General features: G+C 70.8%; 18 protein-coding genes and 2 pseudogenes. 13 read left to right on the top strand and 7 right to left on the bottom strand.

Annotated features, from left to right (window positions below):
- Positions 1–331 precede the first annotated feature (331 nt).
- Positions 332–537 (bottom strand): annotated as a pseudogene (locus tag PV410_RS27505) (helix-turn-helix domain-containing protein); the annotation flags it as partial.
- Positions 538–618: 81 nt separating this feature from the next.
- Positions 619–1,812: an RNA-guided endonuclease InsQ/TnpB family protein gene (locus tag PV410_RS27500; protein WP_500328333.1), complete on the bottom strand. Its 1,194-nt coding sequence runs from the start codon at positions 1,810–1,812 to the stop codon at positions 619–621.
- A gap of 153 nt (positions 1,813–1,965) precedes the next feature.
- Between PV410_RS27500 and PV410_RS27495 the strand changes: the two are divergent.
- A pseudogene (locus PV410_RS27495) lies at positions 1,966–2,298 on the top strand (alpha/beta hydrolase); the annotation flags it as partial.
- 51 nt (positions 2,299–2,349) lie between these two features.
- Here PV410_RS27495 and rph read toward each other — a convergent pair.
- The gene (gene rph / locus PV410_RS27490) at positions 2,350–4,947 is read right to left on the bottom strand and encodes a rifamycin-inactivating phosphotransferase (RefSeq protein WP_500328332.1); all 2,598 of its coding nucleotides are present in this window, start codon (positions 4,945–4,947) and stop codon (positions 2,350–2,352) included.
- A 248-nt stretch (positions 4,948–5,195) separates the two neighbouring features.
- The gene (locus tag PV410_RS27485) at positions 5,196–7,559 is read right to left on the bottom strand and encodes a glycosyl hydrolase family 95 catalytic domain-containing protein (protein WP_500328331.1); all 2,364 of its coding nucleotides are present in this window, start codon (positions 7,557–7,559) and stop codon (positions 5,196–5,198) included.
- Between the two features lie 351 nt (positions 7,560–7,910).
- Here PV410_RS27485 and PV410_RS27480 point away from each other — a divergent pair, with 351 nt between their 5' ends.
- Positions 7,911–9,065, top strand: coding sequence for a bifunctional class I SAM-dependent methyltransferase/NUDIX hydrolase (locus PV410_RS27480; protein ID WP_500328329.1), 1,155 nt, complete (start codon positions 7,911–7,913; stop codon positions 9,063–9,065).
- A gap of 256 nt (positions 9,066–9,321) precedes the next feature.
- Here the strand turns inward: PV410_RS27480 and PV410_RS27475 are convergent, their stop codons facing one another.
- Entirely contained in the window at positions 9,322–10,008 is a 687-nt protein-coding gene (locus tag PV410_RS27475) for an alpha/beta fold hydrolase (protein ID WP_500328328.1), read from the bottom strand.
- A gap of 90 nt (positions 10,009–10,098) precedes the next feature.
- On the opposite strand from PV410_RS27475, the gene PV410_RS27470 reads away from it, so the two are divergent.
- Both PV410_RS27470 and PV410_RS27465 read left to right on the top strand, forming a co-directional pair.
- The gene (locus PV410_RS27470) at positions 10,099–11,061 is read left to right on the top strand and encodes a helix-turn-helix transcriptional regulator (protein ID WP_500328326.1); all 963 of its coding nucleotides are present in this window, start codon (positions 10,099–10,101) and stop codon (positions 11,059–11,061) included.
- A gap of 136 nt (positions 11,062–11,197) precedes the next feature.
- Positions 11,198–12,655, top strand: coding sequence for a glycoside hydrolase family 47 protein (locus PV410_RS27465; RefSeq protein ID WP_500328325.1), 1,458 nt, complete (start codon positions 11,198–11,200; stop codon positions 12,653–12,655).
- A gap of 27 nt (positions 12,656–12,682) precedes the next feature.
- Here the strand turns inward: PV410_RS27465 and PV410_RS27460 are convergent, their stop codons facing one another.
- Positions 12,683–13,288 (bottom strand): PadR family transcriptional regulator, encoded by a 606-nt coding sequence (locus PV410_RS27460; RefSeq protein WP_500328323.1) that lies wholly within the window; start codon positions 13,286–13,288, stop codon positions 12,683–12,685.
- Positions 13,289–13,352: 64 nt separating this feature from the next.
- Here PV410_RS27460 and PV410_RS27455 point away from each other — a divergent pair, with 64 nt between their 5' ends.
- From PV410_RS27455 to PV410_RS27430, 6 genes are all read left to right on the top strand, one after another.
- Entirely contained in the window at positions 13,353–14,567 is a 1,215-nt protein-coding gene (locus tag PV410_RS27455; RefSeq protein ID WP_500328322.1) for an FAD-dependent oxidoreductase, read from the top strand.
- Between the two features lie 683 nt (positions 14,568–15,250).
- Positions 15,251–15,817 (top strand): glycine-rich domain-containing protein, encoded by a 567-nt coding sequence (locus tag PV410_RS27450; RefSeq protein ID WP_500328320.1) that lies wholly within the window; start codon positions 15,251–15,253, stop codon positions 15,815–15,817.
- A 142-nt stretch (positions 15,818–15,959) separates the two neighbouring features.
- Positions 15,960–16,190 carry a hypothetical protein gene (locus PV410_RS27445; protein WP_500328319.1) on the top strand — a complete coding sequence of 77 codons (231 nt, stop codon included), beginning with the start codon at positions 15,960–15,962 and terminating at the stop codon, positions 16,188–16,190.
- Positions 16,190–16,555, top strand: a complete 366-nt coding sequence (locus PV410_RS27440) for a toxin Doc (RefSeq protein WP_500328317.1) — start codon at positions 16,190–16,192, stop codon at positions 16,553–16,555. Before PV410_RS27445 ends, PV410_RS27440 begins: the two co-directional genes overlap by 1 nt.
- A gap of 150 nt (positions 16,556–16,705) precedes the next feature.
- A complete protein-coding gene (locus tag PV410_RS27435; RefSeq protein ID WP_500328316.1) occupies positions 16,706–17,944 on the top strand; it encodes a SpoIIE family protein phosphatase in 1,239 nt (412 codons plus the stop codon).
- Positions 17,941–18,081, top strand: a complete 141-nt coding sequence (locus PV410_RS27430) for a hypothetical protein (RefSeq protein ID WP_500328314.1) — start codon at positions 17,941–17,943, stop codon at positions 18,079–18,081. The genes PV410_RS27435 and PV410_RS27430 overlap by 4 nt, the downstream gene beginning before the upstream one ends.
- 53 nt (positions 18,082–18,134) lie before the next feature.
- Here the strand turns inward: PV410_RS27430 and PV410_RS27425 are convergent, their stop codons facing one another.
- Positions 18,135–19,004: an LLM class F420-dependent oxidoreductase gene (locus tag PV410_RS27425; RefSeq protein ID WP_500328313.1), complete on the bottom strand. Its 870-nt coding sequence runs from the start codon at positions 19,002–19,004 to the stop codon at positions 18,135–18,137.
- Between the two features lie 677 nt (positions 19,005–19,681).
- Between PV410_RS27425 and PV410_RS27420 the strand changes: the two genes are divergently transcribed.
- The 3 genes from PV410_RS27420 to PV410_RS27410 are packed head-to-tail and all read left to right on the top strand — an operon-like array spanning position 19,682 to position 23,118.
- A complete protein-coding gene (locus PV410_RS27420; protein WP_500328311.1) occupies positions 19,682–21,121 on the top strand; it encodes a family 2B encapsulin nanocompartment shell protein in 1,440 nt (479 codons plus the stop codon).
- Positions 21,122–21,137: 16 nt separating this feature from the next.
- Positions 21,138–22,187 (top strand): family 2 encapsulin nanocompartment cargo protein terpene cyclase, encoded by a 1,050-nt coding sequence (locus PV410_RS27415; RefSeq protein WP_499508902.1) that lies wholly within the window; start codon positions 21,138–21,140, stop codon positions 22,185–22,187.
- A gap of 52 nt (positions 22,188–22,239) precedes the next feature.
- Positions 22,240–23,118, top strand: a complete 879-nt coding sequence (locus PV410_RS27410; protein ID WP_500328310.1) for a geranyl diphosphate 2-C-methyltransferase — start codon at positions 22,240–22,242, stop codon at positions 23,116–23,118.
- Positions 23,119–23,233: the final 115 nt, after the last annotated feature.

Genomic DNA, 23,233 nt, shown 5'->3' with positions numbered 1-23,233 from the left:
CATTCTTTACCGGAAATGGAGTCTCATCGGCCGCGCGGTGATGCGTCAATGAATGTTTCGCGCGATCGCGCGCGCACGGCGCCGATTACCCCATTCACGCGACGAACGGCCGGCTCCCTGGATCCGGGGACAGGAACGGATATCACCCATACTGGTGATGCGCGCGGCGTGCGGGCCGCCCACGGAGGAGTAGAGCGGAAACGTCACTGTGGGCACGGGCGACGGAAAGGCCCCGGCTCCGATAGCGGTCGTACCGAGCAAGGCCGGGCCGCCGATGGCGCACCGCCCACCGGCGGCCCCAACAGGCCCTCGTCCCCGCTCCCTTGCGCGCCTACGGGGTCTGCGCGGTGTTCCGCATGCGGGCGGGGCGTCCCGGCTCGGGGGAGCGCCGAACTGGCGGTGGTACTCGCGGCTGAACTGCGAGAGGTTGTCGTACCCGACGCGTTGGCCGACTCCGGTGACGTCGCCCGGGTGGTTGGCGAGCAGCAGCCGTGCCTCCTGCAGCCGGATCTGCTTCTGGAACTGGATCAGGCTCATCTCTGGCCGTCGCCAGTACTCCGGCGGGCCCGGCGTCTGGACCCGGGAGTTGACTTCCTCCCCCGTCTAAAGGCGGGGGATTCAAGCGGTTGCCCGCTGGGGTTCCTGCTTCACCGACGACCGCCCGGTCCGGGAAGACTCCCGTAGAGGTCTTACACCGTCTCCACAGGCAGACACCGCCAGCCCGGCGGCCAGGATGTTGCGCGCCGCGTTCACGTCGCGGTCATGCACGGCACCGCAGTCGCACGTCCACTCCCGGACGTTCAGCGGCAGCTTCTCGCGGACCGCGCCGCATTCCCCGCACAGCTTCGAGCTGGGGAACCAGCGGTCGATCACGACGAGGTCGCGCCTGTACCAGGCGCTTTTGTACTCCAGCATGGAGCGCAGTTCCGTCCACGAGGCGTCGGAGATGGCGCGCGCGAGCTTGCCGTTCTTCAGCAGGTTGCGGACGGCGAGGTCCTCGATCACGACCGTTTGGTTCTCACGGACGAGGCGAGTCGACAGCTTGTGCAGGAAGTCGCGGCGCCGGTCGGCGATCCGCGCGTGGACGCGAGCGACCCTCCGGCGAGCCTTCTCCCGGTTCGCCGAACCCTTGGCCTTCCGCGACAGCTCCCGCTGCGCGCGAGCAAGGCGTGCGCGGTCGCGGCGCTCGTGCTTCGGGTTGGCGATCTTCTCGCCGGTGGACAGGGTCACCAGGGACGTGATCCCGGCGTCCAGGCCGACCGCCGTCCTGGTGGCGGGCGCGGGGGCGATGGCGTCCTCGCACAGCAGGGAAACGAACCAGCGTCCTGCCCCGTCGCGGGACACCGTCACAGTGGTCGGCTCCGCGCCCTCAGGCAGCGGACGCGACCAGCGAATGTCCAGAGGCTCGGCCATCTTGGCCAGAGTCAGATGCCCCTCGCGCCACGTGAATGCGCTGCGCGTGTACTCGGCCGACGCGCGCGACTTCTTCCGCGACTTGTAGCGCGGGTACTTCGCACGCTTGGCGAAGAAGTTCCCGAACGCTGTCTGAAGATGGCGAAGCGCCTGTTGGAGCGGGACGGAGGACACCTCCGTCAGGAAAGCCAGTTCCTCGGTCTTCTTCCACTGTGTCAGCGCGGAGGAGGACTGCAGGTAGGAGATGCGTCGCTGCTCGCCGTGCCAAGCCCGTGTTCGCTCCTCCAGCGCCTTGTTGTACACGAGGCGGACGCAGCCGAACGTGCGCGACAGCTCAGCCGCCTGCTCGTCCGTGGGGTAAAGGCGGTACTTGAACGCCCGTGTGACCTTCTGCGTCACGCCCACAATCTACCTGCTTCCGTGTGAGTGTTGGGTTTCGGCCGGGTCGCCGGTGGACGCTAGTCCTCCCCGACGGCAAACTGACTCCTTCTGCCCTGCTCCACAGGAGCCTCGTTTCCTTCCTGGCCTGAAGCCCGGGGTATCCACGAGGGGACAGAACCGACGAACGCGTTCGGATGGCGTGCGGTCCTCGGTGTCCGCACCGACGCCGAGGTGTCCCCGTACGTCTCGCCCGCGCTGGCCGACGACCTCTGGGGCCTGCCGACCACCTACGTCGACACCGGCTCCGCCGAAGTCTTCCGCGACGAGGACACCGACTACGCCACCCGCATCTGGGCGGCCGGCGGCCAAGCCGAACTCCACGTCTGGGCAGGCGGTTTCCACGGCTTCGACGCCCTGTACCCGCAGGCGCGCATCTCGGCCACGGCCCGCCGGACCCGCACCGACTGGCTCGCCCGGCTCCTGACCCCGCACGGCGCCGCGTGACGCCGAGATGCGTGAGGGGGTGCGCCGGAATCCCGGCGCACCCCCTCTCCGTTACGGCAGGATCTCGACGTACCCGTCGGTTCCGTGCACGCGGATCCGCTGCCCGTCCCGGATCAGCCGGGTGGCCTGCTCCACGCCCACGACGGCCGGCAAGCCGTACTCCCGGGCGATCACCGCGCCGTGGGTCATCAGACCGCCCACCTCCGTCACCAGGCCTGCGATGCCGACGAACAACGGCGACCAGCTGGGGTCGGTGAAGGTCGTGACCAGGATGTCGCCCGCCTCGAGTTCGGCCTCCGCGATGTCGAGGATGACGCGGGCCCTCCCCTCGATGGTCCCGGCGGAGACCGGTACGCCGACCAGGGCGCCCGGCGGCACGTCGTCGCGCCGGTACGCCCCGGTGAGGGCCTCGCCGTCCGACGTGAGGACCCGGGGCGGTGTGAGCGCGTGGTACGACCGGAACGCGTCCTTGCGCTGCCGGATGAGCCGGGCGTCCACCTGGTGCGAGCGCACGACGTCGTGGAGTTCCTGGAAGGTGAGGAAGAAGACGTCCTCCTTCTCGGGAAGCACCTCGGCCTGCACGAGGCGTTCGGCCTCCTCCAGCAGGGCCCGCTTGTAGACGAAGTAGCGGCTGACGATGCCGTACTTCGGGTACTCCCGGTACCCGATGAAGGTCCGGACCCGATCGATCATCCGCTTGGTCTCGTCGGCCTTCCGGTCCCCGTCCGGCAGGGCCCGCAGGCGCGACAGCACGTCCCGTTCCTTCTCCTGCGCCTTCTTCCGGCCTTCCTCGAAGCGCCGCTGGGCGGCGCCAGGCTCGAAGTTCCTGACGTTGTCGAGGATCACGGGCACGAGCGTGGTGGGGCGCTCGCGCCAACGCGGCCTCGTGATGTCGATCTCGGCGACGCAGCGCATGCCGTACCGGTCGAGGTAGCCCTCGATGGCGTCGCGTGCCTCGGTGCCCCCGGCGAGCTTCGGCAGCTCGTCCAGGAAGCCCTCGTCCTGGACGTCCTGGAGGAACGCCACCACCTCGGCGTGCGGGCGGATCACGTCCGCGACGTCGAGCAGCGCCAGTCCCATCTCCGACGTGATGTTGTCGGGGGCGGACAGCGTGAGCGTGTCAGCCGCGTTCTTCTCGCCCAGCCACTCCTGCAGCTTGTCGTTGAGCCACCAGGTGGCCTCCATCCCCGCCATGATCGCCTGCATGTTCAACGGATCACCGAGGACCCGCTTGTGCTCCTCGAAGGCCTCCAGCAGGAAGGCGAACAGCGCCGGGCCGGTCTTCGCCTGGATGTCGCGCTCCAGGGCGGCGATGGACACCTGGCTGCGCTCGATCAGCTCGGTGACGATGGCCGGATCGGTCTCGATCGTGGCGGGCGCAGCGCCGAACGGGGGCTTGCCGGGAGGTGCGTCCGGGAGCGACGGGACGAAGTCGTCGCGGTCGAGGACGGTCTCCAGGGCGTCCCTGACCAGCGGATCGCCCTTCCCCATGACGTCCAGGAGGGCGGCGCGGCTCGCGGGCGAGGCCAGGCGCCGGGTGGCGTCGACGAACAGCCTCCCGCCGGCCGCGTGCATCGGCGCCATGGCCGTCAGCTGCCACATGGACAGCCCCAGGGGCTTCATGGGGTCGGTCATCATCTGCTGATGGCCGACGGAGACGTAGACGTGGTTCTCCTCGTCCCCGGCCTCGGGGATGGGGAACAGCGTCGTGATCGGCCGGCTCTGGACGATCTGGAAGGCGTCGTCGACCAGGCACCATTCGATGTCCTGCGGGCGGCCGAAGTGCGCTTCGATCCGCCGCCCGAGCTGCACGAGCCGCACGACCTGCGCATCCGTCAGCGCCGGCTCCTCCTGCCGCTGCGCGTCGATCGCCACCTCCTGCGTGCCGCCGGCCGGCAGGGCGTGAACGGCACGCTGTTTGGCGGCGATCGCCTTGGTGACGACTTCGCCGTCCCGCACCGTGTAGACGTCCGGGTTCACCAGGCCGGAGACCAGGGCCTCGCCGAGGCCGAAGCCGGCGTCCACGGTGGCGACCTTCCGGTTGCCCGTGACGGGGTCGGCCGTGAACAGGATGCCGGCCGCTTGCGGGAAGACCATCTGCTGCACGACCACGGCCATGTGGACCGTACGGTGGTCGATGCCGTTGCGCAGGCGGTAGGTCACGGCCCGCTCGGTGAACAGCGAGGCCCAGCACCGGCTGACGTGCCGGAGGATCGCCGTCGGCCCCACGACGTTCAGGTAGGTGTCCTGCTGACCGGCGAAGGAGGCCGTCGGCAGGTCCTCCGCCGTCGCGCTGGACCGGACGGCGTAGGCGGCCTGCTCGCCGAGCCGGGTGAGCGGGCGGGTGATCGCCGCCGCGAGATCGCCAGGGATGACGATCCCTTCGATGGTCCGGCGGATCTGTGCGCTGAGCCTGCGGATCGCCTCGCGGTCGTCCTGGTCCAGGCGCGACAGCTCATCGAGCCGCTCGCCGATCGACGGCGCCTGCGCCTGCGCCATGATCCGCCGGAAGGCGTCCGTCGTCACGCAGAAGCCGGCCGGCACGCGGATGCCTTCGATCCGCGACAGCCCGCCCAGGTGCGCGCCCTTGCCGCCGACAACCGTGACCTGCGTTTCGTCGACCTCTGGCAGATCGATCACGTACTGCACGTCGTGCCCTCATTTCCGCAGGTTGTGGCCTCGGCCGACGATTGTGCGCCACCCCCGGGGCCTTGCCGCAAGCCCCCCGGTGCGCTATACCTTGAGAATGGCAAGGAGAGACATCTCCTTGCCTTTGCCATTTCACCGTCCGCGGGAACCGGCGAGTGGACGTCCCACAGGCCTGCGGATGCGGCCGCGGAACCAGGAATGCGCAACGGCCCGCCGGAGGAACCGGCGGGCCGTCACGAAGACCGTGGCTAGGGGATGCGTATCGTCACGGACTTGCCGGGCTTGAGGGTGAGCTGCTTGCGGAAGTCGCCGGCGCGCAGCTCGGTGGCGGTCCCGCCGGTGCTGCGGACGGTCGCCTCGGTCACCTTGCCGTTGCGCCAGGACAGGTCCACCTCGAAGCCGCCGCGGGCGCCCACTCCGGTCACGGAACCCTTGGCCGCCCAGGCCTGGGGGAGTGCGGGCAGCAGCTCGATGACGCCCGGCCGTGAGTAGAGGATCATCTCCAGCGCGGCGGTGGCACCGCCCAGGTTCGCGTCGATCTGGAAGATCGTGTAGCTGCCCTGGCTGTACATGTCGAACCAGTTGGCCGAGGTGCCGTTGCCGTTGGTGATGGACGGCCGCAGCACCGTCAGGTACAGCTGGTAGGCCTTCTCCGCGTCCTTCAGCCGGGACCAGCACAACGACCGCCACGCGCACCCCCAGCCGAAACTGTCCATGCCGCGGGCGGTGAGCAGCGCACGGACCCCTTCGAGCAGCTCCGCCGGGCTGGTGTCGGCGGCGATCCGGTCGCCCGGGTAGAAGCCGATCAGCGGCGACAGGTGCCGGTGCGTGACCTCGCCGAGGTTGTCGGGGGTCATCCATTCCTCCAGCCAGCCGGTCTTCGGGCTGACCCGGGGCAGGTAGAGCTTGGCCTGCATCGCGCTGAGCTCGGCGGCCAGTTCGGTGTCCCGGTGGAGCACGCGGGAGGCGGTCTTGAACTCCTCGAAGAGCTCCCACGCCAGTTCCTGCCCGTAGGTGTTGCCCTTCCCGTCCGGACCGTGCTCCGGCGACCAGGAGGTGTCGTCGATCAGGACTTGTTGGGACGTGCCGTCCGTCCCGGTGACCGTGGTGCTGATCAGGCGCGCCTGCCAGAACTCCGCCGCCCCCTTCAGGACGGGGTAGATCAGCTCCAGGTAGGCGCGGTCCTGGCTGTACTCGTAGTGCCGCCACAGGGAGTTGCACAGCCAGGCGTTGCCGGAGGGGTGCCAGGCCCAGCCGCTGCCGCCGTGGATGTTGGTGGAGAACGCGACCGCCCACCCGGCGATCTTCCCCGTGCTGTTGCGGAACCGGTTGCGTCCGTCGTTGAACAGCCGCTTGGTGACGTCGGTCCAGACCGGCAGCTGGGACACGCAGTACCGGGCGAGGGCGTACGCGTTTTCGCCCAGACCGGCCGGGTCGGCCAGCCAGTAGTTCATCTGGACGTTGATGTCGGTGTGGTAATCGGCGTACCAGTCCGGGTTGTTGTTGTGCACCCAGATGCCCTGCAGGTTCATCGGCAGCCAGTCGCGGGAGCCGGTGATGGTGAGGTAGCGGCCGTACTGGACGTAGGCGGCCTCCAGTTCCGGGTCCGGCGTGGTCGCGTCGGTGTACCTCACGGCGATGCGGGACCAGGAGTCCAGGGACCGCTGCAGCGCCGAGGACTCGCCCAGGTCGATGCTGAACCGGTTGTAGAGCCGGTGGTAGTCGGACACATGGGTCTTGAGCAGCTCGTTGCCGGACACCTTCGCCGCGGCGGCGATCTTGGCGCGGGCCACCGCGAGGGGGTCGGTGCCCGGCTCGCGGAACTTCTTCGCGGCGTCGGGGGAGTAGTCGGTGCCGCCGCACACCACGATCAGCAGCTCCCGGCACCCGGCGAAGGACAGCTTGTCGCCCTCCACGCTGACCCGGCCCGACGCACTGACCGCGGTCACCGCCGCCGCGTAGCGCAGACCGTTCTTCAGCGTCCCGGCGAACGACACGTGCCCGCTGCCGCCCGCGGTGGTCTCGCCGTGCGTGCCGGCCAGCGAGACCGTACCGGTGTGCGGCCCGCCGCTGAGCCGGACGACGACCACGTCGTCCGGATGGCTGGCGTACACCTCGCGGCGGTGGAGGTTGCCCTCGTGCAGGTACTCCGCGCAGACCACGCCGTTGCTCAGGTCGAGCCGGCGACGGTACTTGCTCACCGCCTTGCCGGAGTGGCCGGGCAGTGCGATCCGGAGCTTGGCCAGGAGGCCGAAGCTGCCGAAGTCGTCCGGACCGTACGGCAACTGGCCGTCGTCGGTCAGGGTGTCGTTGGTGCCGCCGGTCCAGAACGCGCCGTCGGTCAGGTAGAGAAAGTCGTCCGCCGGATCACCACCGACCAGCGCGCCCAGCCGGCCGTTGCCGACCGGCAGTGCCTCCTGGATGATGCGCGCCTCGTTGGCGGGCGTGCGGTACCAAAGCGACGTGGCCTTCTCCTCCGGGACGATGTCCACGCTGGTCGGACGGGCGGGAGCGGCATGTGCGGCGAACGGGTAGAGGCCGCTCGACAGGGCGAGGGCACCACTGGTGGCGCCGGCCAGGCGGAGGAAGTCACGTCGGGAAGAAGCGGACACGGCAAGGGTTCCCTTCCAGGGTCACAGCAGCCCACGAAAAGTATTCATAAATAATCAACTTGTTTCGCCCATGTCAACGGCCGATGCCAAATTAACCCGACCTTTTTCCTTGCCGCTGTTGATCTTATGGAGTTTTAGTCCGTGATTTCCCCATCTTCGGCTCGAACTCCACGGTCCATGTTGAGAGGAGGTCGGATGTCTGTGAGGCGGCGACGAAGGTGTTCTGACGGATCGTCGGGTGTCAGTGCACGCACGAGCATCGATGGCGGCGCGTGATGTGGTGTCGAACGGCCGTCAGGGGGCAGGCGCGGCCGCACCGTGGGTAGGGACAGCACTGTGGACCCTGTCGAAGTGACGAACGCCGACGCCTGGACCGCCTACGGAGCCCACCACGTGGCCAGGGGCACCGACGTTCCCGACGCGGACGACATCTCCTGGGGCTTCTGGCCGGACGAACACGGCGTGGAGGCCCTGGGCGACGTGCGAGGGCGGCGGGTCGCGGACCTCGGATCGGGCCTGGGCAGGCATGCCGCCCACCTGGTCCGTGCGCACGGTGCCGACGTCGACGCCGTCGAAGCCTCGCCCACCCAGTACGAGCGCGCCGCCGCGCGTTACTCGGCCGTGCCGGGGCTGCGCCTGATCCTGGCCGACGCGGTCGAGCATCTGCGGCGGGCGGATCCGTACGAGGTGATCTACTCCGTCCACGGTTTCGCGTACGTCGACCCGCGACGGCTGCTGCCCGCCGTCGCGGACGCGCTGGCACCGGGCGGCAGGCTGGTGTTCTCGGTCCTGCACACCGACTCCGACGGCCAGGGCCCCTCGGACACCGTCACGGCCCGCCCGCAGATCCTGCCCCTGGCGGGCGGCGGGCAGCTGACCGTGCAGATGTGGGTCCTGGCACCGGAGTTGTGGCGGGACCTGCTGGAGGAACACGGCTTCGTCATCGAGGGGATCGAGGTCCTGGACGCGCCGGAAGAGGGTGTCCCGACGTCCTGCCGGCTGTTCCGCGTACGTCGGCGCACCCGGGTCACCAGCCGCCCCCGTACCACCGGCCCGCCGCCGCCGAACACCGCCCTCGGCGTCGGGGCGATCCTGCACGGCCCCCGCGGTCTTCTGCTGGGCCGGCATCGCCGGGGTACGTGGGAGCTGCCTGGGGGTTCGGTGGAAAGAGGGGAGTCGCTGGCCGGTACCGCCGCCCGTGAGGTGAAGGAGGAAACCGGCTGCACCGTACGCGAGGAGGACGTCGAGCTGCTCGGCCTGCTCCTGGACGAGGCCCAGGGCATGCTGCGGGCGACCGTGGCCGCGGTGATCACCGCATGGGACGGCGAACCGGCCGACCAACCCGGCGAGCGCGTGGGCGACTGGCGGTGGTGGCCGCTCGACCGGCTCCCGAACGGCCTGTTCGTCCCCAGCGCTCAGTGCCTGACCACCTGGCGCCCCGACCTGCCGATCGAGCACCCGCCCGCCCGGCTCCATCCCCTGCAGGCCCGCAGCGAACATGCGTGAGTCCAGGGAGCTCCTGGTCGTGTGAGGCGGCGAGCGGGGAGTGGACGCGGGTGCCCGTCGGGGTGTCAGGTCGGCTGCGGGCGGAGTCAGAAGGGAGGTGTGTCGTCCGCCGCGAGGGTCCATGACGGTCCGGCCGGGCGCGGGATCACCCGGTCCGCGTCCGCGTACGGTGGTCAAGATCAGCCGCGTCCATGGAGGCGCACCCTAACGCGTGCCGCCGACAGCCGTGCCCATCAAGCGCCCGGTGGCTCCCTCGTCAGGCCGCGTCGGCTGCCCCGGCCAGGATCCGGGCCAGTTCGGCGGGCTGGGTGATCATGGGCCAGTGGCCCGAGTCGATGTCGGCGAAGTCGACGTGCTTGGCCTGGGCGAGCTCCGGGACGTCGCCGGCGTTGATCCACTCCTGCGCCTGCGTGGGCGTGAACTCGGGGCATACGACCACGACCGGGACGTCGAACCTCCGTTCGTCCGTCAGTCGCACCACTGCCTTGGACACGCCTGCGGGTACCGGGATCGCGGCGGCCGCCAGCTCCCGCCTGGCGCCGTCATCGAGGTCGGCGGCGTCCGGTCCCTCGAAGGGGCCCCAGCCGGGGAAGGGCATGACGCCGCCCGTCACCTCGAAGAAGTCGGCGTACGGCTGGCCGCCGGCGGTCGGGAAACCGCCGATGAGGGCGACCTTGGCGACCCGCCCCGGCCGCCGGTCGGCAGCCAGCCAGGCCAGCGTGGAGGCGGCGGAATGCCCCACCACCAGGGGCTTGCCGGGCGTGGCGTCCACCGCGGCGAGCACCGTCGCCAACTGGTCGTCGAGCGTGGCGGACACGGAGCCGTCCCCCTGGCCCGGCAGGGTGAGCGGTACGGGGCGGTGGCCGAGCGATTCGAGCGCGGACGCGACGCGGCCCCACACGGGTCCGTTCAGCCACAGGCCGCCGATGAGCAGGATGTCCATGGTCGGTTTCCCTTCTCCAACTTCGTGGACGCCACCGTAGGAGGAGATCCGGACGATCCACTGCCGGTTCATCCGGATTAACCTGCTCCCGTGCCGAACGACCTCAGCCCCACCGCGCGGGCGCTGCGCGCCCTGGAGATCCTCCAGACCCGCCCCGGTACGACGGCCGGCGAACTCGCCGTGCGGCTGGGCGTCACCGAGCGCGCCGCGCGCCGGTACGTCGGGATCCTCCGGGAGGCCGGCATCCCCGTGGAGTCGGCCCGGGGGCCGTATGGCGGGTACCGGCTGGGGCGCGGGACGAGGCTGCCCCCGGTGCACTTCACGCAGTCCGAGGCCCTCGGCCTGGTGATGGCGGTGCTCAGCGCCCAGCCGGCAGCGGCCGGCACCGACGACCTGGTCGGCGCAGCCTTGGGCAAGGTCGTCAAGGCGCTTCCGGAGAGCGTCGGCCAACAGGCCGCGCTGCTGCGGGAGTACGCGTCGGCCGCGGCGGACCCGTACGCGGCGCGCCCCGATCCGGCCATCACCAGCGAAATCGTCGACGCCGTCGCGGCCCGGCGGCGCGTGTCGGTCACGTACCGCAGCGAGGCCGGCAACGAGTGGGAGGCGGAGGTGGACCCCTGGTCCATCGTCGTCCGCTACGGGCGCTGGTACGTGCTGTGCCACTCCCATCGTGCGGACGCGATCCGCACCTACCGGCTCGACCGGATCCGTGCGGTCCGGCCGACCGGGCACGGGTTCGAGCCGCCCGAGGGCCTCGACCCGGTGGCGGCGCTCGAGGAGAACCTGGGCCTGGGGTGGGAGTTCTCCACCCGCGTGGTGTTCGACGCGCCCCTGGCCGAGGTGGCCCCGTGGATCCGGCCGCCCATGGGGCGGCTGGAGCCCTCGGGGGAGGGATGCGTGCTGGTCGGCAGCACCCGCAACCCGGACATGTACGTGCAGGAATGGCTGGCGAGGGTGCCGTTCGCCTTCCGCGTCGAGGGCGGGGAGGAGCTGCGTGCCGCGGTTGCGGCGCTCGTGGCGCGTTTCACCGCCGCCGTGGCGGACCGGTCCTGACCACGGCCTCGACGCGGAAGGCGTGCGGGGTCGGCGTCGCTGCTTGAGCCGGTCATCGGCAAGGATGTCCCGTCAATGCGGTGATCTCCCGTGGGGCCGGGAAAGGGGATGGCGCATTTGGGGCATGTGTGCGGTCATGGGAACTTTCGTGGGTCCTGGCGGAGTGTCACGGCGCAGGCTGCTCGGTGCCGTGGCCGCCCTGACGCCCGTCGCTGCCGTTCCGGCCGTGCCCTCGGCCGGTGCGGCCGCCGTGGCGCCCGAGCCGTATGCGGACCTGGGGGAGGAGGCCGTCGCCTCGTTCCGTAGGTCGTGGGACGCCTACCGGCGGCTGGCCTGGGGCCGTGACGAGCTGCGGCCGCTGCGTGGCTGCGGTGCGGACTTCTTCGTCCGGGGTCACACGTTCGGCCTGACGATCGTCGAGGCGCTCGACACGCTGTACCTGATGGAGCTGGACGAGGACCTGGCCGCGGCCGTCCATTGGGTGCGCGACGAACTCGTCCTCGACCAGGACGTGTCGGTCCAGGTCTTCGAGTCGATCATCCGGCTGGTCGGCGGGCTGCTGTCGGGGTACCTGGCGACCAGGGAACCCGTGCTGCTGGATCTGGCCCGCGACCTCGCGGACCGGCTGATGCCTGCCTTCGTCAAGTCACCCACGGGCGCCCCCTACCGCTACGTCAACCTCTCCACGGGCGCGGTGGGCGGCCAGGTCAACTACGTCGCCGAGATCGGCAGCTGCATCACCGAGTTCGGGGAGCTGTCCCGGCTCACCGGCGACCGCTCCTACTACGGTGCGGCCAAGCGGGCGCTGCGCGCGGTCTACGAACGCCGCTCGCGGCTGGACCTGGTGGGCACCAGCATGAACGTCGAGACCGGGGCTTGGACCGGCACCACCGCCACCCTCGATCCGCCCGTCGACTCCTTCTACGAGAGTCTGTGGCACGGCTGGGCGCTGTACGGCGACGAGGAAGTGCACACCTGGTACACCACGCTGACCGCCGGGATCTTCCGGTATCTCGCCGACCGGGACACCGGGCGGCTGTGGTTCCGGCAGGCGCAGATGACCACGGGCCGCGCAGCCGGCCACGTCGAGTCCGGGCTGACCGCCTTCTACGCCGGCCTGCTCGCCCAGAGCGGCCACCTCGCCGGCGGCGAGAGCTACCTCGACAGCTGGACGGCCGTGCTCGACACCTTCCGACTGCCGCCGGACCTCTTCGACTACCGGACCCTGCGGGCGATCGACCCGTCCTACCCGCTGCGCCCGGAGTACGCCAACTCCTGCCTGCTCCTGTGGCTCACCACCGGGAAGGAGCTGTACCGCGCACGCGCCCGCGAGATGTTCGGCCGTCAGGAGCGCTACTGCAAGGTCCCCAACGGCTACACGGTCGTCCGGGACGTGACGGTGTCCCCGATGGAACTGGGGGACCTGACCCCGGCGTACTGGTTCAGCGAGAACGCCAAGTACTACTTCCTGCTGTTCGCCCGGGCGCGCCGCTTCGACTACCGCTCCAGCTATCTGACGACGGAGGGCAACGTCCTGCGCGGGCTGCTGGAGCCTGGTGCCGCGTCCGGCACCGTCGGCCCTGCCGGGAAGTGACGCGGGGCCGCCCGGCCGCCCCGGTGGTCACCCTTCATCGCCCGCGTGGGCGAGCAGTTCCTCGGGCGACCAGGCCAGGCGCCCGTCCGCGAAATCGGCCAGCACGCCCCGTACCCACGCCAGCTCCGCCGCCGTCATCGTGCGCACGTACCCCAGCTCCAGCGTCGCGATCCGCGGCAGCCCGCTGTCCGCTTCCCGGGCGAGGTCCGCTTCGTGCTTCGCGAGGGCCGTCTCCAGGGCCTCGGCGCGGCGGCCGAGCGCATCCCGCAGTGCCTCCGGCGTCAGCATCATGATGAGCGACAGCGCGGCGGGAAACTCGGGGAACTCCTGCTTCGGCGTGGCGAGCATCTCGTCGAGCCAGCGGTGCGCCGCCTCGCTGCCCGCCTCGGTGACCTCGTACACGGTGCGCTCCGGGTACTGCGCGTCCCGGCCCGTCTCGCGGACGGCGATCAGCCCGGCGGCGAGCAGGCGCTCCATGGTCCGGTACAGGCCGGCCCGCTGACCGACGTTGACGACCTGGTCCTTGCCCCATTCCTTGAGCAGCCGCTGGATGCCGTAGGGATGCAGCGGCTTGTAGTGCAGCAGGGCCAGGACGGTCAGGGCGAGGGGGGAACTCCGGGGCGCAGTGCTCATGGCCCGATGCTACCGACGGTCGAACTAGTTGACCAGAGACTAGTTGCAGTGCAACTATTACGTCATGACGAACTCGACTGGCACCACGAACGGCAAGGTCCGCTCCGCACTGGTCATCGGCGGCGGCATCGCCGGTCCCGTCACCGCGATGGCGCTCCGGCAAGCGGGCATCGAGGCGACGGTCTTCGAGGCGTACGACGGCCCGGCCGACGAGGCCGGCGGCGGGATGGGACTGGCGCCGAACGGATTCCAGGCGTTCGACGCGATCGGCGTGGGCGACGCGGTCCGCGCGGTCAGCACCGAGATGAACGGCATGGTGCTGCAGAGCTGGAACGGCAAGAAGCTGGCCGAGTTCGGCACGCTGCCCGGTATCGATCCGACGCGCTTCGTGTTCCGCGCGGAGCTGTTCCGGACCTTGCGCGAGGCCGCCGAGGAGCGGGGCGTGGCCACCGTCTACGGCAGACGCATCGTCGACGCGGGCGCGGACGCCGAGGGTGTCACCGCGCGCTTCGAGAACGGCAGCACGGCGACGGCGGACGTGCTCATCGGCGCGGACGGACTGCGCTCCACGGTCCGCGGCCTGATCGATCCGACCGCCTCCGCACCGCAGTTCGCGGGCACGGCCGGGTTCGGCGCCATGGTCGCCGACGCCGGCGTCGCGCCCACCGACGGCATGATGCACATGACCTTCGGCAAGCGCTGCTTCTTCGCCTGGCAGGTCTTCGCGGACGGCACGGGCCTGTGGTTCATCAACCTGCCCGTGGCGCAGCCGCTCTCGGTCAACGAGCAGCGCGAGCGCGGCGGCGCCTATTGGCTGGAACACCTGGCGGAGGTCTGCGAAGGCGACGCCACCCCGGCCGGGCGGATGCTGGCGGCCACCGACCCGAAGACCATGCTCTTCGCCGGCAGCACCGAGAACATGCCGCAGCCGGTGCGCTGGAGCCGCGGTCGGATGGTCCTCACCGGGGACGCCGCCCATGCGCCCTCCTCCAGCTCCGGCCAGGGCGCCTCGCTCGCTGCGGAGAGCTCCGTCGAACTCGCCCGCTGCCTGCGCGACCTGCCCCTGCCTCAGGCGCTGGCCCGCTACGAGGAACTGCGCCGGCCCCGGGTGGAGCGGATCATCAAGGAGACCGCCCGCACCAACGCCCGCAAGGCCGCGGGCCCGGTCGCGCGGGTGATCCGCGACGCGCTGCTGCCGACGATGTTCAAGCTGATGAAGCCCGAGAAGAACGCCTGGCAGTTCCGGTACCCGATCGACTTCGACGCCCCGGTGGCGTGATGACCGGAACCGGCTGAGCTGCGAGGAGTCACTCGGTCGGCTACTGAATGTGCACGTCATGCAACGCAGGGTGATCCTTGCTGTGGGCTCGCTGCTGTCCATGCCAGCTTCCTCTCCGGGCGGTGTCTGCCGCGCGCTGTGAGCCCCTTCCTGGAGGTGACGTGTTGTCCCGAATAGCCCTGCCTCAGGCGTCCGTAAGGCGACGCCGAGGTGGTCTGCGGATGTGGACGATGGCCGCGAGCGTGGCCCTGGCGTCCAGTGCTCTGACAGGTGCCGCGCACGCGGAGAGCGCCGGCGGCGGTCGGGCTGACGCCGTGAAACCCAGCGCCACGACCGCTCTCGCCGACCCGTGCTTCCTCTTCCCCTACTTCCCCGGGTACTGCCCGAGCCGCCCCGGCTACCACGGCTACCCCGGATACCCGGGCCGTCCGTGGCATCCCGGCCGACCGGGCATCCCCGGGCCTCCTGGCCCCCAGGGCCCGCCCGGACCGCCTGGAACTCCCGGAGCGCAGGGTCCGGCTGGTCCGGCCGGGCCTGCCGGCCCGCAGGGTGACCCCGGGACCCAGGGCCCGCCCGGAACGCAGGGACCGGCCGGGCCTGCCGGCCCGCAGGGCGACCCCGGAACGCAGGGTCCGCAGGGCCCGGCTGGACCGCCCGGACCTGCCGCCGCCCCCCACGACCTCGTGGACTTCAGAGTCGGCGACGGAACGTTCACCCCGCCAGCCGGGGTCACCAGGGTCTTCGTCCAGGTGTGGGGTGCGGGCGGGGGCGGCGGTGGAATCGGACTCATCCCCGTCCCCCTCGGCGGAGGCGGCGGTGCCGGCGGCTTCGCCTGGTGCCCCGTGGACGTGACACCCGGGACGGTCTACAACGTGACCGTCGGTCTAGGAGGGGCCGGTGCCAACGCCGTCGGCGTGAACGGTACCAACGGGGCGAACACCGTCCTGTCCGGCCCGAGCGGTATCCTCGCGAGGGGTGACGGCGGCACCGGAGGACGCGCCGGCCTCCTCCCCCTGACTCCCAGTCCCGGCGGCAACGGCTTCTGCTCGGTCGGCGGTACGACCCGTCAGGGCGCCGAGGGCCAGCCTCCCGTCGTGGCCCAAGGGCTGGCCGGCCCTGGCGGCCAGCCGGCGGTGAGCGGCATCGTCGAGCCTGCCCCACAGGGTGCGGGCACGGGCGGCGACGGTACCGTGGCCGCGCTGATACCCGCCGACAACGGTGGTGACGGATACGCCGTCATCTGGTGGTAGCCGAGGACACGCATCAGGCCCGGCGCACCCTTCGGTGCGCCGGGACCTGAGGTCTTCGCGCCATGACAGGCTCGGTTCGGTATGACGCAGCAGATCGCGGGCTCGGGTGCAACGGCCGCAACCGATCCGGTACCTTCGGTGCATGCCGGATGTGAGCGTGGACTACACCGAAGCCGAGTTGCGGCAGTTGCAAGTCGCCGCCGCAGCCGCGGGGATGTCCGTCGAGGACTACATCCACGCCACGACCGTCCTCGAAGGGCGCCGCCGGGTCTTCGTCTCCACGGCGCTCGACTTCCACGACGCCCATGCGGCCGCCTTCGACGAGGCCTTCCCCGACGACGCACCCCGCCCTGGAGCGGGTGCCGCCGCCTGATGGAAGTCTTCACCGACGTCCGCTGGCTCCTGGAGATCCAAGAGGCCCGCATGACGGACCTGGCGGTGCGCGACTACTCCGCACTGGTCGCAGCTGTCGCCCGGCACCGCGTGAACACCCCCGCCTTCGGCGCCGATTACGACGAGGCCTGGCGCGCGGCCGCCCTGATGCACACCATCATCCAGCTCCGCCCCCTCCCCGCGCGCAACGCCTTGTTCGGCGCGATGGCAGCGGTGGCCTACATGACGGCCAGCGGCCACACCCTCAATGCGCCCTACGCCCCGGTGGAGCTCGCCCGCGACATCGTCAGCGGCAAGGCCGACGTGTTCACCGCCGCCGAACGCATCCGCTCCTGGCGAGCGTGAAACGCAGGGCTGGCCGGGAACTCTGTTGCCGTTGATGTCTGAGGGCCCGCGGAGCACAGTGTGCCGGTTGCAGCCGCGAGTGGGCACAGATTGACGCTCACCGCTGCGGTAGCCAAGCTGGTGAGGGGGCTGGTGGAAGGGACCGCGGCCGTGAGTGCTGGAAAGAGTGGACTTCCCCGGCTGCTGACGGCCGCCGAGACAGCGGCGCCGGCGGATGCCGTCGACGTGGTCGCGGAGGACCTGCGGCGGCGTTTTCAGGCTACGAAGGTCTCTTTCCTCATCGTGGACCTGACGGGGAAGGCGGTGGCGCGGCTGTCCACCGCCGGGGCAGTGGGGGGTGAGCGGGAAACGGAACGGATCCCCCTGTTCGGCAGCGTCTACGAGCAGGTGATCCGTACCCAGCGGCTGTATCAGGCGGCGACGAGCCGCGGACAGCGAATGATCATACCGGTCACCAACCGGGGGGACGCCATTGGACTGCTGGAGCTGGTCCTGCCGACCGACTGCGGCGAAGACGTCCTTGATGCCGTCGGGGAAGCCGCCCATGCGCTGGCCTATGTCGTGATCGCCAACGGGCGCTTCACCGACTTCTACACCTGGGGCAAACGCTCCAGGCCCCCCACCCTGGCAGCGGAGATCCAGTATCAGCTGCTGCCCGCGTCGCTGTCCTGCGAGGCCGCGCAGTTCACCCTGTGCGGGAGCCTGGAGCCCTCCGAAGACCTCAGTGGCGACACCTTCGACTACACCGTGGACCGGGACACCCTGCACCTCTCGGTGACCGACCCCATGGGGCACGACATCGACGCCGCCCTGGCCGCCACGGTCCTGGTGGGCGCTCTGCGCGGCGCGCGCCGTGTGGGAGCCGGCCTGGCCGAGCAGGCCCGCCGGGCCGACCAGGCCCTGGCCGAGCACGGCCAAGGTCACGCCACCGGGCAGCTCCTGCGCATCAACCTCCACACCGGGCAGGCCCAGCTCGTCAACGCCGGTCACCCCTGGCCACTGCGCGTACGCAAGGGGGTCGCGGAGGTGATCACCTGCGAGGTGGACCATCCCTTCGGGCTCTCCGCGTACGCGCCGCACCCTCACCGGGTCCAGGACATCGATCTGCGCCCCGGCGACCGTCTGCTCATGCTGACCGACGGCATGCTCGAGCGCCATGGGCAGCAGGTCGACCTGCTCGACATGCTGGAGCACACCCGGGACCTGCATCCGCGTGAGACCGCGCTGACCCTGACGTCCGCAGTCCGTGACGCCGCCGGCGGCCGGCTCGAAGACGACGCCACCGTGATGTGCCTGGACTGGCACGGCCCCCAGGAGACCCAGCGGCACGTCAGCTCCGGCGCGGACATCGAGCAAGCCTCAGCCGGCCGCGGGAAGCAGCAGCAGTGATCAGTGAGCTCTCCTGCCACTGGCCGCTTCTGGCGCGCATCCGCGACCGTGTCACCGAACTGCATGTGGCCGCGGCCAAAGCCACCCTGGCGGCAGGCGGCCGTGTGGAGCGGCTCGCCGCAGAAGGACGTATCTGACCCACCGCCCATGGGGTACACGGGGCCGCGCGCCGGCTTCGCACCGGCCACGGTCACTCGTTCCGGATGATCCACTCCCGGGCGAGTTCCGCGACCCAGGCGGCCGCCGCGTCGGCAGCGGGCGGGGGTGCGCCGACGACGACGAGTTCCGAGACGCCCGCAGTGGCGAGGGCCCGCAGGTGCTCGGGCGTGCCGTCGCTCAACGCGACGGCGACCGTGAGCTCGTCGAAGGCGCGACCTTGGCGGGCGCACTCGTCGGCGAGGACGGCGACGTGCGAGCCGACGTCGGCCACCGGGACGTTGAAGCCGTACCAGCCGTCGGCGTGCCTGACCGCGCGGCGCAGGGCGGCGTCGCTGTGGCCGCCGACCACGACCGGGAGCCGGCTACCGCGCCGTGGCTTCGGGTTGACCCGGATTCCGTCGAAGCGGGTGAACTCGCCCGCGAAGGAGGCCGGATCCTCGGCCCAGAGGACGCGCATCGCGGCGAGGTACTCTTCGGCGCGCCGCCCACGCCCGGCGAAGGGGACCCCGAGCGCGGCGAACTCCTCGGCCGACCAGCCGACCCCGACCCCGAGGCAGAAGCGCCCGGCTGAGAGCACGTCGAGTGTGGCGGCCTGTTTGGCGACCAGGACCGGGTGGTGCTCGGGCAGTAGGAGCACCCCGGTGGCGAGTTCGATCCGGCTGGTGACGGCTGCCGCGTAGCTGAGCGCGAGCAGCGGGTCCAGCCAGTCCGCGTCCGCGGGTACGGCGATCCGGCCGTCCGCGGAGTAGGGGTAATGGGAGGTGGGCGCGTCCACGAGCACCACGTGCTCGCCGCACCAGAGCCGGGCGAAACCGTGCGTCTCCGCGGCTGTGGCCACCGCCCCGATGACCTCCGGACGGGCACCGTCACCGATGCCGAGCGCGTGCAACCCCACTCGCATCCGCCACCTCCTGGCGTCACCCTAAGCGCGAAGTGCGGACGCCTTCGGCGTGACGTGGCACGCCGCGCGTGGTGGCGGCGCAGCGCGTCACCCGGACGGACGGGGCACCGCGGGTGTCCGCCGTGTCATCGCGACGCCGGACCGGGGAGTGCCTTGGGGCGTGACGGCCTGGGGGTGGGTGTTGCCTGGGGGCCGGCCGAGGAAGCCCTGCGATTCGCGCGTCGCGAACTCACCCGTGAGGGCGACGCGCGGATGGAATGTGGACCCCTACGCCTCACGGGACGCCCTGAAGCCGCTTGCCGGATGGGGTGCCGGGGAACCGGCGGTACGGCTCGACGCAGGCAGCCCGGGGGGGGTTCTTCGCGCACCCGGTTCAAATGAAGTTCGCCCGCAGCCGGTGTCCCGGGTGTTTTGGCGGTGGTTTCGTGGTGGTGAACCCTCTGCGGAGGGTGATGTCACACGGCTCACGGAAGCGGTCCGGCGGCGCAGGAGCACACTGTCGGCCACCCCCGCCCCCAACAGCAGGTTTACCACCCCCGGAGCGCTGATCCGCCCCGTTCACGCCGTACCCCGCGCCCGGACCGTCCTGATTGAGTGGATCACAGGGTCGCCGCCGTCACGTCGTCACCGACCGCTGCGGTCACCTCTGTTCGTTCACCAGCCCTGCTGGAGGGAATGTGTCCACACTGGACAGCGCCACCGGTCCCGCCGTCGAAGAACCCGCCGCTGATCCCGCGGCCGAGCAGCTCACCAGTCTGAGCACCCGCGCGGCACGCCAGCTCGCCACGACCACCAAGTCCGAGCCGCAGATGCAGGCCATCACCTCGCGATGGCTGCTGAAGGCCCTGCCGTGGGTGGACGTCAAGGGCGGCACGTACCGGGTCAACCGGCGCCTCCAACTGCGCACGAACCGTGGCCGTGTGCACTTCGAGCACAACGGGAGCGACGACATCCGCGTCATCCCGCAGTCGCTCACGGAGCTGCCGATCCTGCGCGGCTACGCCGACACGGACGTCCTGCGGGAGATCGCCGGCCACTTCCGGCCCCAGGAGGTACGCGCCGGACAGGTGCTCTTCGAGGCCGGCCAGCCCGTGACGGAGGTGTACCTGGTCGTCCGCGGCCGGTTCACCCGCTACACCTGCGGCAAGTACGGTGACGAGGGGATCATCGGGGTCGTCACCGACGGCGACCAGCTGGGCGACGAGGCCGTGGGGCAGCCCGACCCGCTGTGGTCGGCCTCGGTGCGGGCCGAGACGGCCGGGGTGGTCCTCGCGATGCCCTGGGCCGCTGTGGAGGACCTCACGCAGCGGGCGCCCTCCCTCGGCGCGCATCTGCGCTCCTACGTCGACCGGCAGCACCGGCCGATGAACCGCAAGGGCGAGGCCGACGTCCCGGTGCAGGCCGGCCACGTGGGCGAGCCGACGCTGACGGGCGGCTTCGTGGACTACGACCTCGCCCCGCGCGAGTACCAGCTGTCCCTCACCCAGACCGTCCTGCGGCTCCACAGCCGCGTCGCCGACCTCTACAACGACCCGATGGACCAGACCGAGCAGCAACTGCGCCTGACCGTCGAGGAGATCCGCGAACGCCAGGAGTGGGAGCTGGTCAACAACCGGGAGTTCGGCCTCCTGCACAACGTCGACTACGGCCAGCGGGTCAGCACCTTCGCCGGCCCGCCGGCCCCGGACGACATGGACGAGCTGCTGTCGATGCGCCGCAAGACGAAGGTCTTCCTCGCCCACCCCAAGGCGATCGCCGCCTTCTTCCGGCAGTGCAACCGGCGCGGCCTGATGCCCGGCACCGCGAGCCTGGACGGCCACGATGTGCCGGCGTGGCGCGGGGTCCCGATCCTGCCCTGCGGCAAGATCCCGATCAGTGACGACCAGACCACCAGCATCATCGCGTTGCGCACCGGCGAGGCGGACCAGGGCGTCGTCGGCCTGCACCAGACCGGCATCCCGGAGGAGTACCAGCCGGGCCTGAACGTCCGGTTCATGGGCATCGACTCCGCCGCGATCATCAGCTACCTCGTCACCGCCTACTACTCGCTGGCCATCCTCGTGCCCGACGCGGCAGGGATCCTGGAGAACGTCCAGGTCGGCCGGCTCCCCGAATGACGGCCTGGAGCACCCCGTGACCACACACCCCACCGCCTTCACGCTGCCCGGACCCCCCAGCCCCGCCCGGAGCGCGAGAGCGCGGCGCCACGGCGCCATCCCCGGGCTGCTGTACCGGCCCGCGGTGCCCGCCGACCCGGAGAAGGTGCAGGAGGTCGACCTGCGCGTGGAGGCCTGGGCCCGCGCCAACGAGCTGTTCCCGGCGGCCTGGCAGGGCGACTTCGCCGGTTTCCAGTTCGGCCGTGCCGTCGTGCTCCAGCACCCGGGGGCCGCCGACCTGGAGCGCCTCACCGCCGCAGGCAAGCTGCTGCTCGCCGAGAACATCGTCGACTCCTGCTACTGCGAGGAGGACGAGGGCCGCGGGGGAGCGCGCAAGGGCCTCGGCGGACGGCTGGTCATCGCCCAGTCGGCACTCGACCCCTACCACGGCACCCCCGCACTGGAGGAGGAGTGGCGGCGCGGTGTCCGGGCGGACGGCCCGCTGCGCTCTTACCACCTCGCGCTGCGGGACTTCGCCGTCCTGGCCACACCGAGCCAGACCGACCGGTTCGTGCACGACGTCGCCCGGCTGCACCTGGGCTACCTGGCCGAGGCCGCCTGGGCGGAGACCCGGTACGTGCCGCAGGTCTGGGAGTACCTCGTGATGCGGCAGTTCAACAACTTCCGCCCCTGCCTGTCCATCGTGGACGCCGTGGACGGCTACGAGCTGCCCGAGCAGGCCTACGCCCGCCCCGAGATCCAGCGGATCACGGCGCTGGCCTGCAACGCCACGACGATCGTCAACGACCTGTACTCCTTCACCAAGGAACTGGCCAGCGACCCGTCACACCTCAACCTGCCCCAGGTCGTCGCCGCGAACGAGCGGCGCGGGCTGAAGGCCGCCTACCTGCGATCCGTCGAGATCCACAACACGATCATGGCGGCCTTCGAAGAGGAATCGGCGCTGCTCTCCGCCACCTCGCCCCTCGTGGAGCGCTACGCCCGGGGGCTCGCCGCCTGGGTGTCCGGCAACCACGAGTGGCACGCCACCAACAGCCACCGCTACCACCTGCCCGACTACTGGTAACCGCCGCCTGTGACCCACCGGCACATGGCACCTGCACCACGAGGAGCAACAGTTGACCCACGCCCCTGCCGCCCGGCCCGCGGTCCTTCCGGTCCCGGCCCAGTCCACCTACCAGAGCCGGATCGCGGACTACTGGAACGCCGAGGAGAACCCGGTCAACCTCGAACTCGGAAAGATCGACGACCTGTACCACCACCACTACGGCATCGGTGAGGCCGACACCTCGGTCCTCGACGAACCCGATCCCGGCCGGCGGCGCAAGCGCATCACCGCCGAACTGCACCGCCTGGAGCACGCCCAGGCCGAACTGCTCGCCTCCAACCTGGGGAACCTCTCCGCGGACGACCGCGTCTTCGACGCCGGCTGCGGCCGGGGCGGCGGCAGCGTCGTGGCGCACCTGCGCTACGGCTGCCACGCCGACGGGGTCACCCTCTCCACCAAACAGGCCGACTTCGCCAACGACCAGGCCCGTGCCCGGGGCATCGACGACAAGGTCCGCTACCACCACCGCAACATGCTCGACACGGGCTTCGAGACCGGCGGGTACGCGGCGTCCTGGAACAACGAGTCCACCATGTACGTCGAGCTGGACCTGCTGTTCGCCGAGCACGCCCGCCTGCTGCGCCGCGGCGGACGGTACGTGACGGTCACCGGCTGCTACAACGACACCTATGGTCAGGCCTCGCGCGAGGTGTCCCTGATCAACGCGCACTACATCTGCGACATCCACCCGCGCTCCGCGTACTTCCGGGCGATGGCGCGCCACCGTCTGGTACCGGTCCACGTGCAGGACCTGACCGAGGCCGCGATCCCCTACTGGGAGCTGCGCAAGCAGGCGGACCACCTGGTCACCGGCATCGAGGACACGTTCCTGACCGCCTACCGCAACGGCAGCTTCCAGTACCTGCTCATCGCGGCCGACCGGGTCTGACCCTCCTGCACGGCGACACCCACGGGCAACCGCCCCTCACCGGCGCGTGGCAATCGCGCCGGTGAGGGGCAGCCGTGTCGGCAGCGCGGCCCACGCTCCGACCCGGATGCCTCCG

Source organism: Streptomyces sp. PA03-5A (assembly GCF_033792725.1).
Lineage (GTDB): Bacteria > Actinomycetota > Actinomycetes > Streptomycetales > Streptomycetaceae > Actinacidiphila.
The sequence above is the reverse complement of the archived record's forward strand: the minus strand, read 5'-3'. Positions and strand labels throughout refer to the sequence as shown.

What these genes read in the sequence shown, in the direction of transcription:
- PV410_RS27465 (WP_500328325.1), top strand. Translation starts at nt 11,198, where the DNA reads ATGGGAACTTTCGTGGGTCCTGGCGGAGTGTCACGGCGCAGGCTGCTC.
- PV410_RS27460 (WP_500328323.1), bottom strand. Translation starts at nt 13,288, where the DNA reads ATGAGCACTGCGCCCCGGAGTTCCCCCCTCGCCCTGACCGTCCTGGCC.
- PV410_RS27475 (WP_500328328.1), bottom strand. Translation starts at nt 10,008, where the DNA reads ATGGACATCCTGCTCATCGGCGGCCTGTGGCTGAACGGACCCGTGTGG.
- PV410_RS27440 (WP_500328317.1), top strand. Translation starts at nt 16,190, where the DNA reads ATGGAAGTCTTCACCGACGTCCGCTGGCTCCTGGAGATCCAAGAGGCC.
- PV410_RS27445 (WP_500328319.1), top strand. Translation starts at nt 15,960, where the DNA reads ATGCCGGATGTGAGCGTGGACTACACCGAAGCCGAGTTGCGGCAGTTG.
- PV410_RS27425 (WP_500328313.1), bottom strand. Translation starts at nt 19,004, where the DNA reads ATGCGAGTGGGGTTGCACGCGCTCGGCATCGGTGACGGTGCCCGTCCG.
- PV410_RS27455 (WP_500328322.1), top strand. Translation starts at nt 13,353, where the DNA reads ATGACGAACTCGACTGGCACCACGAACGGCAAGGTCCGCTCCGCACTG.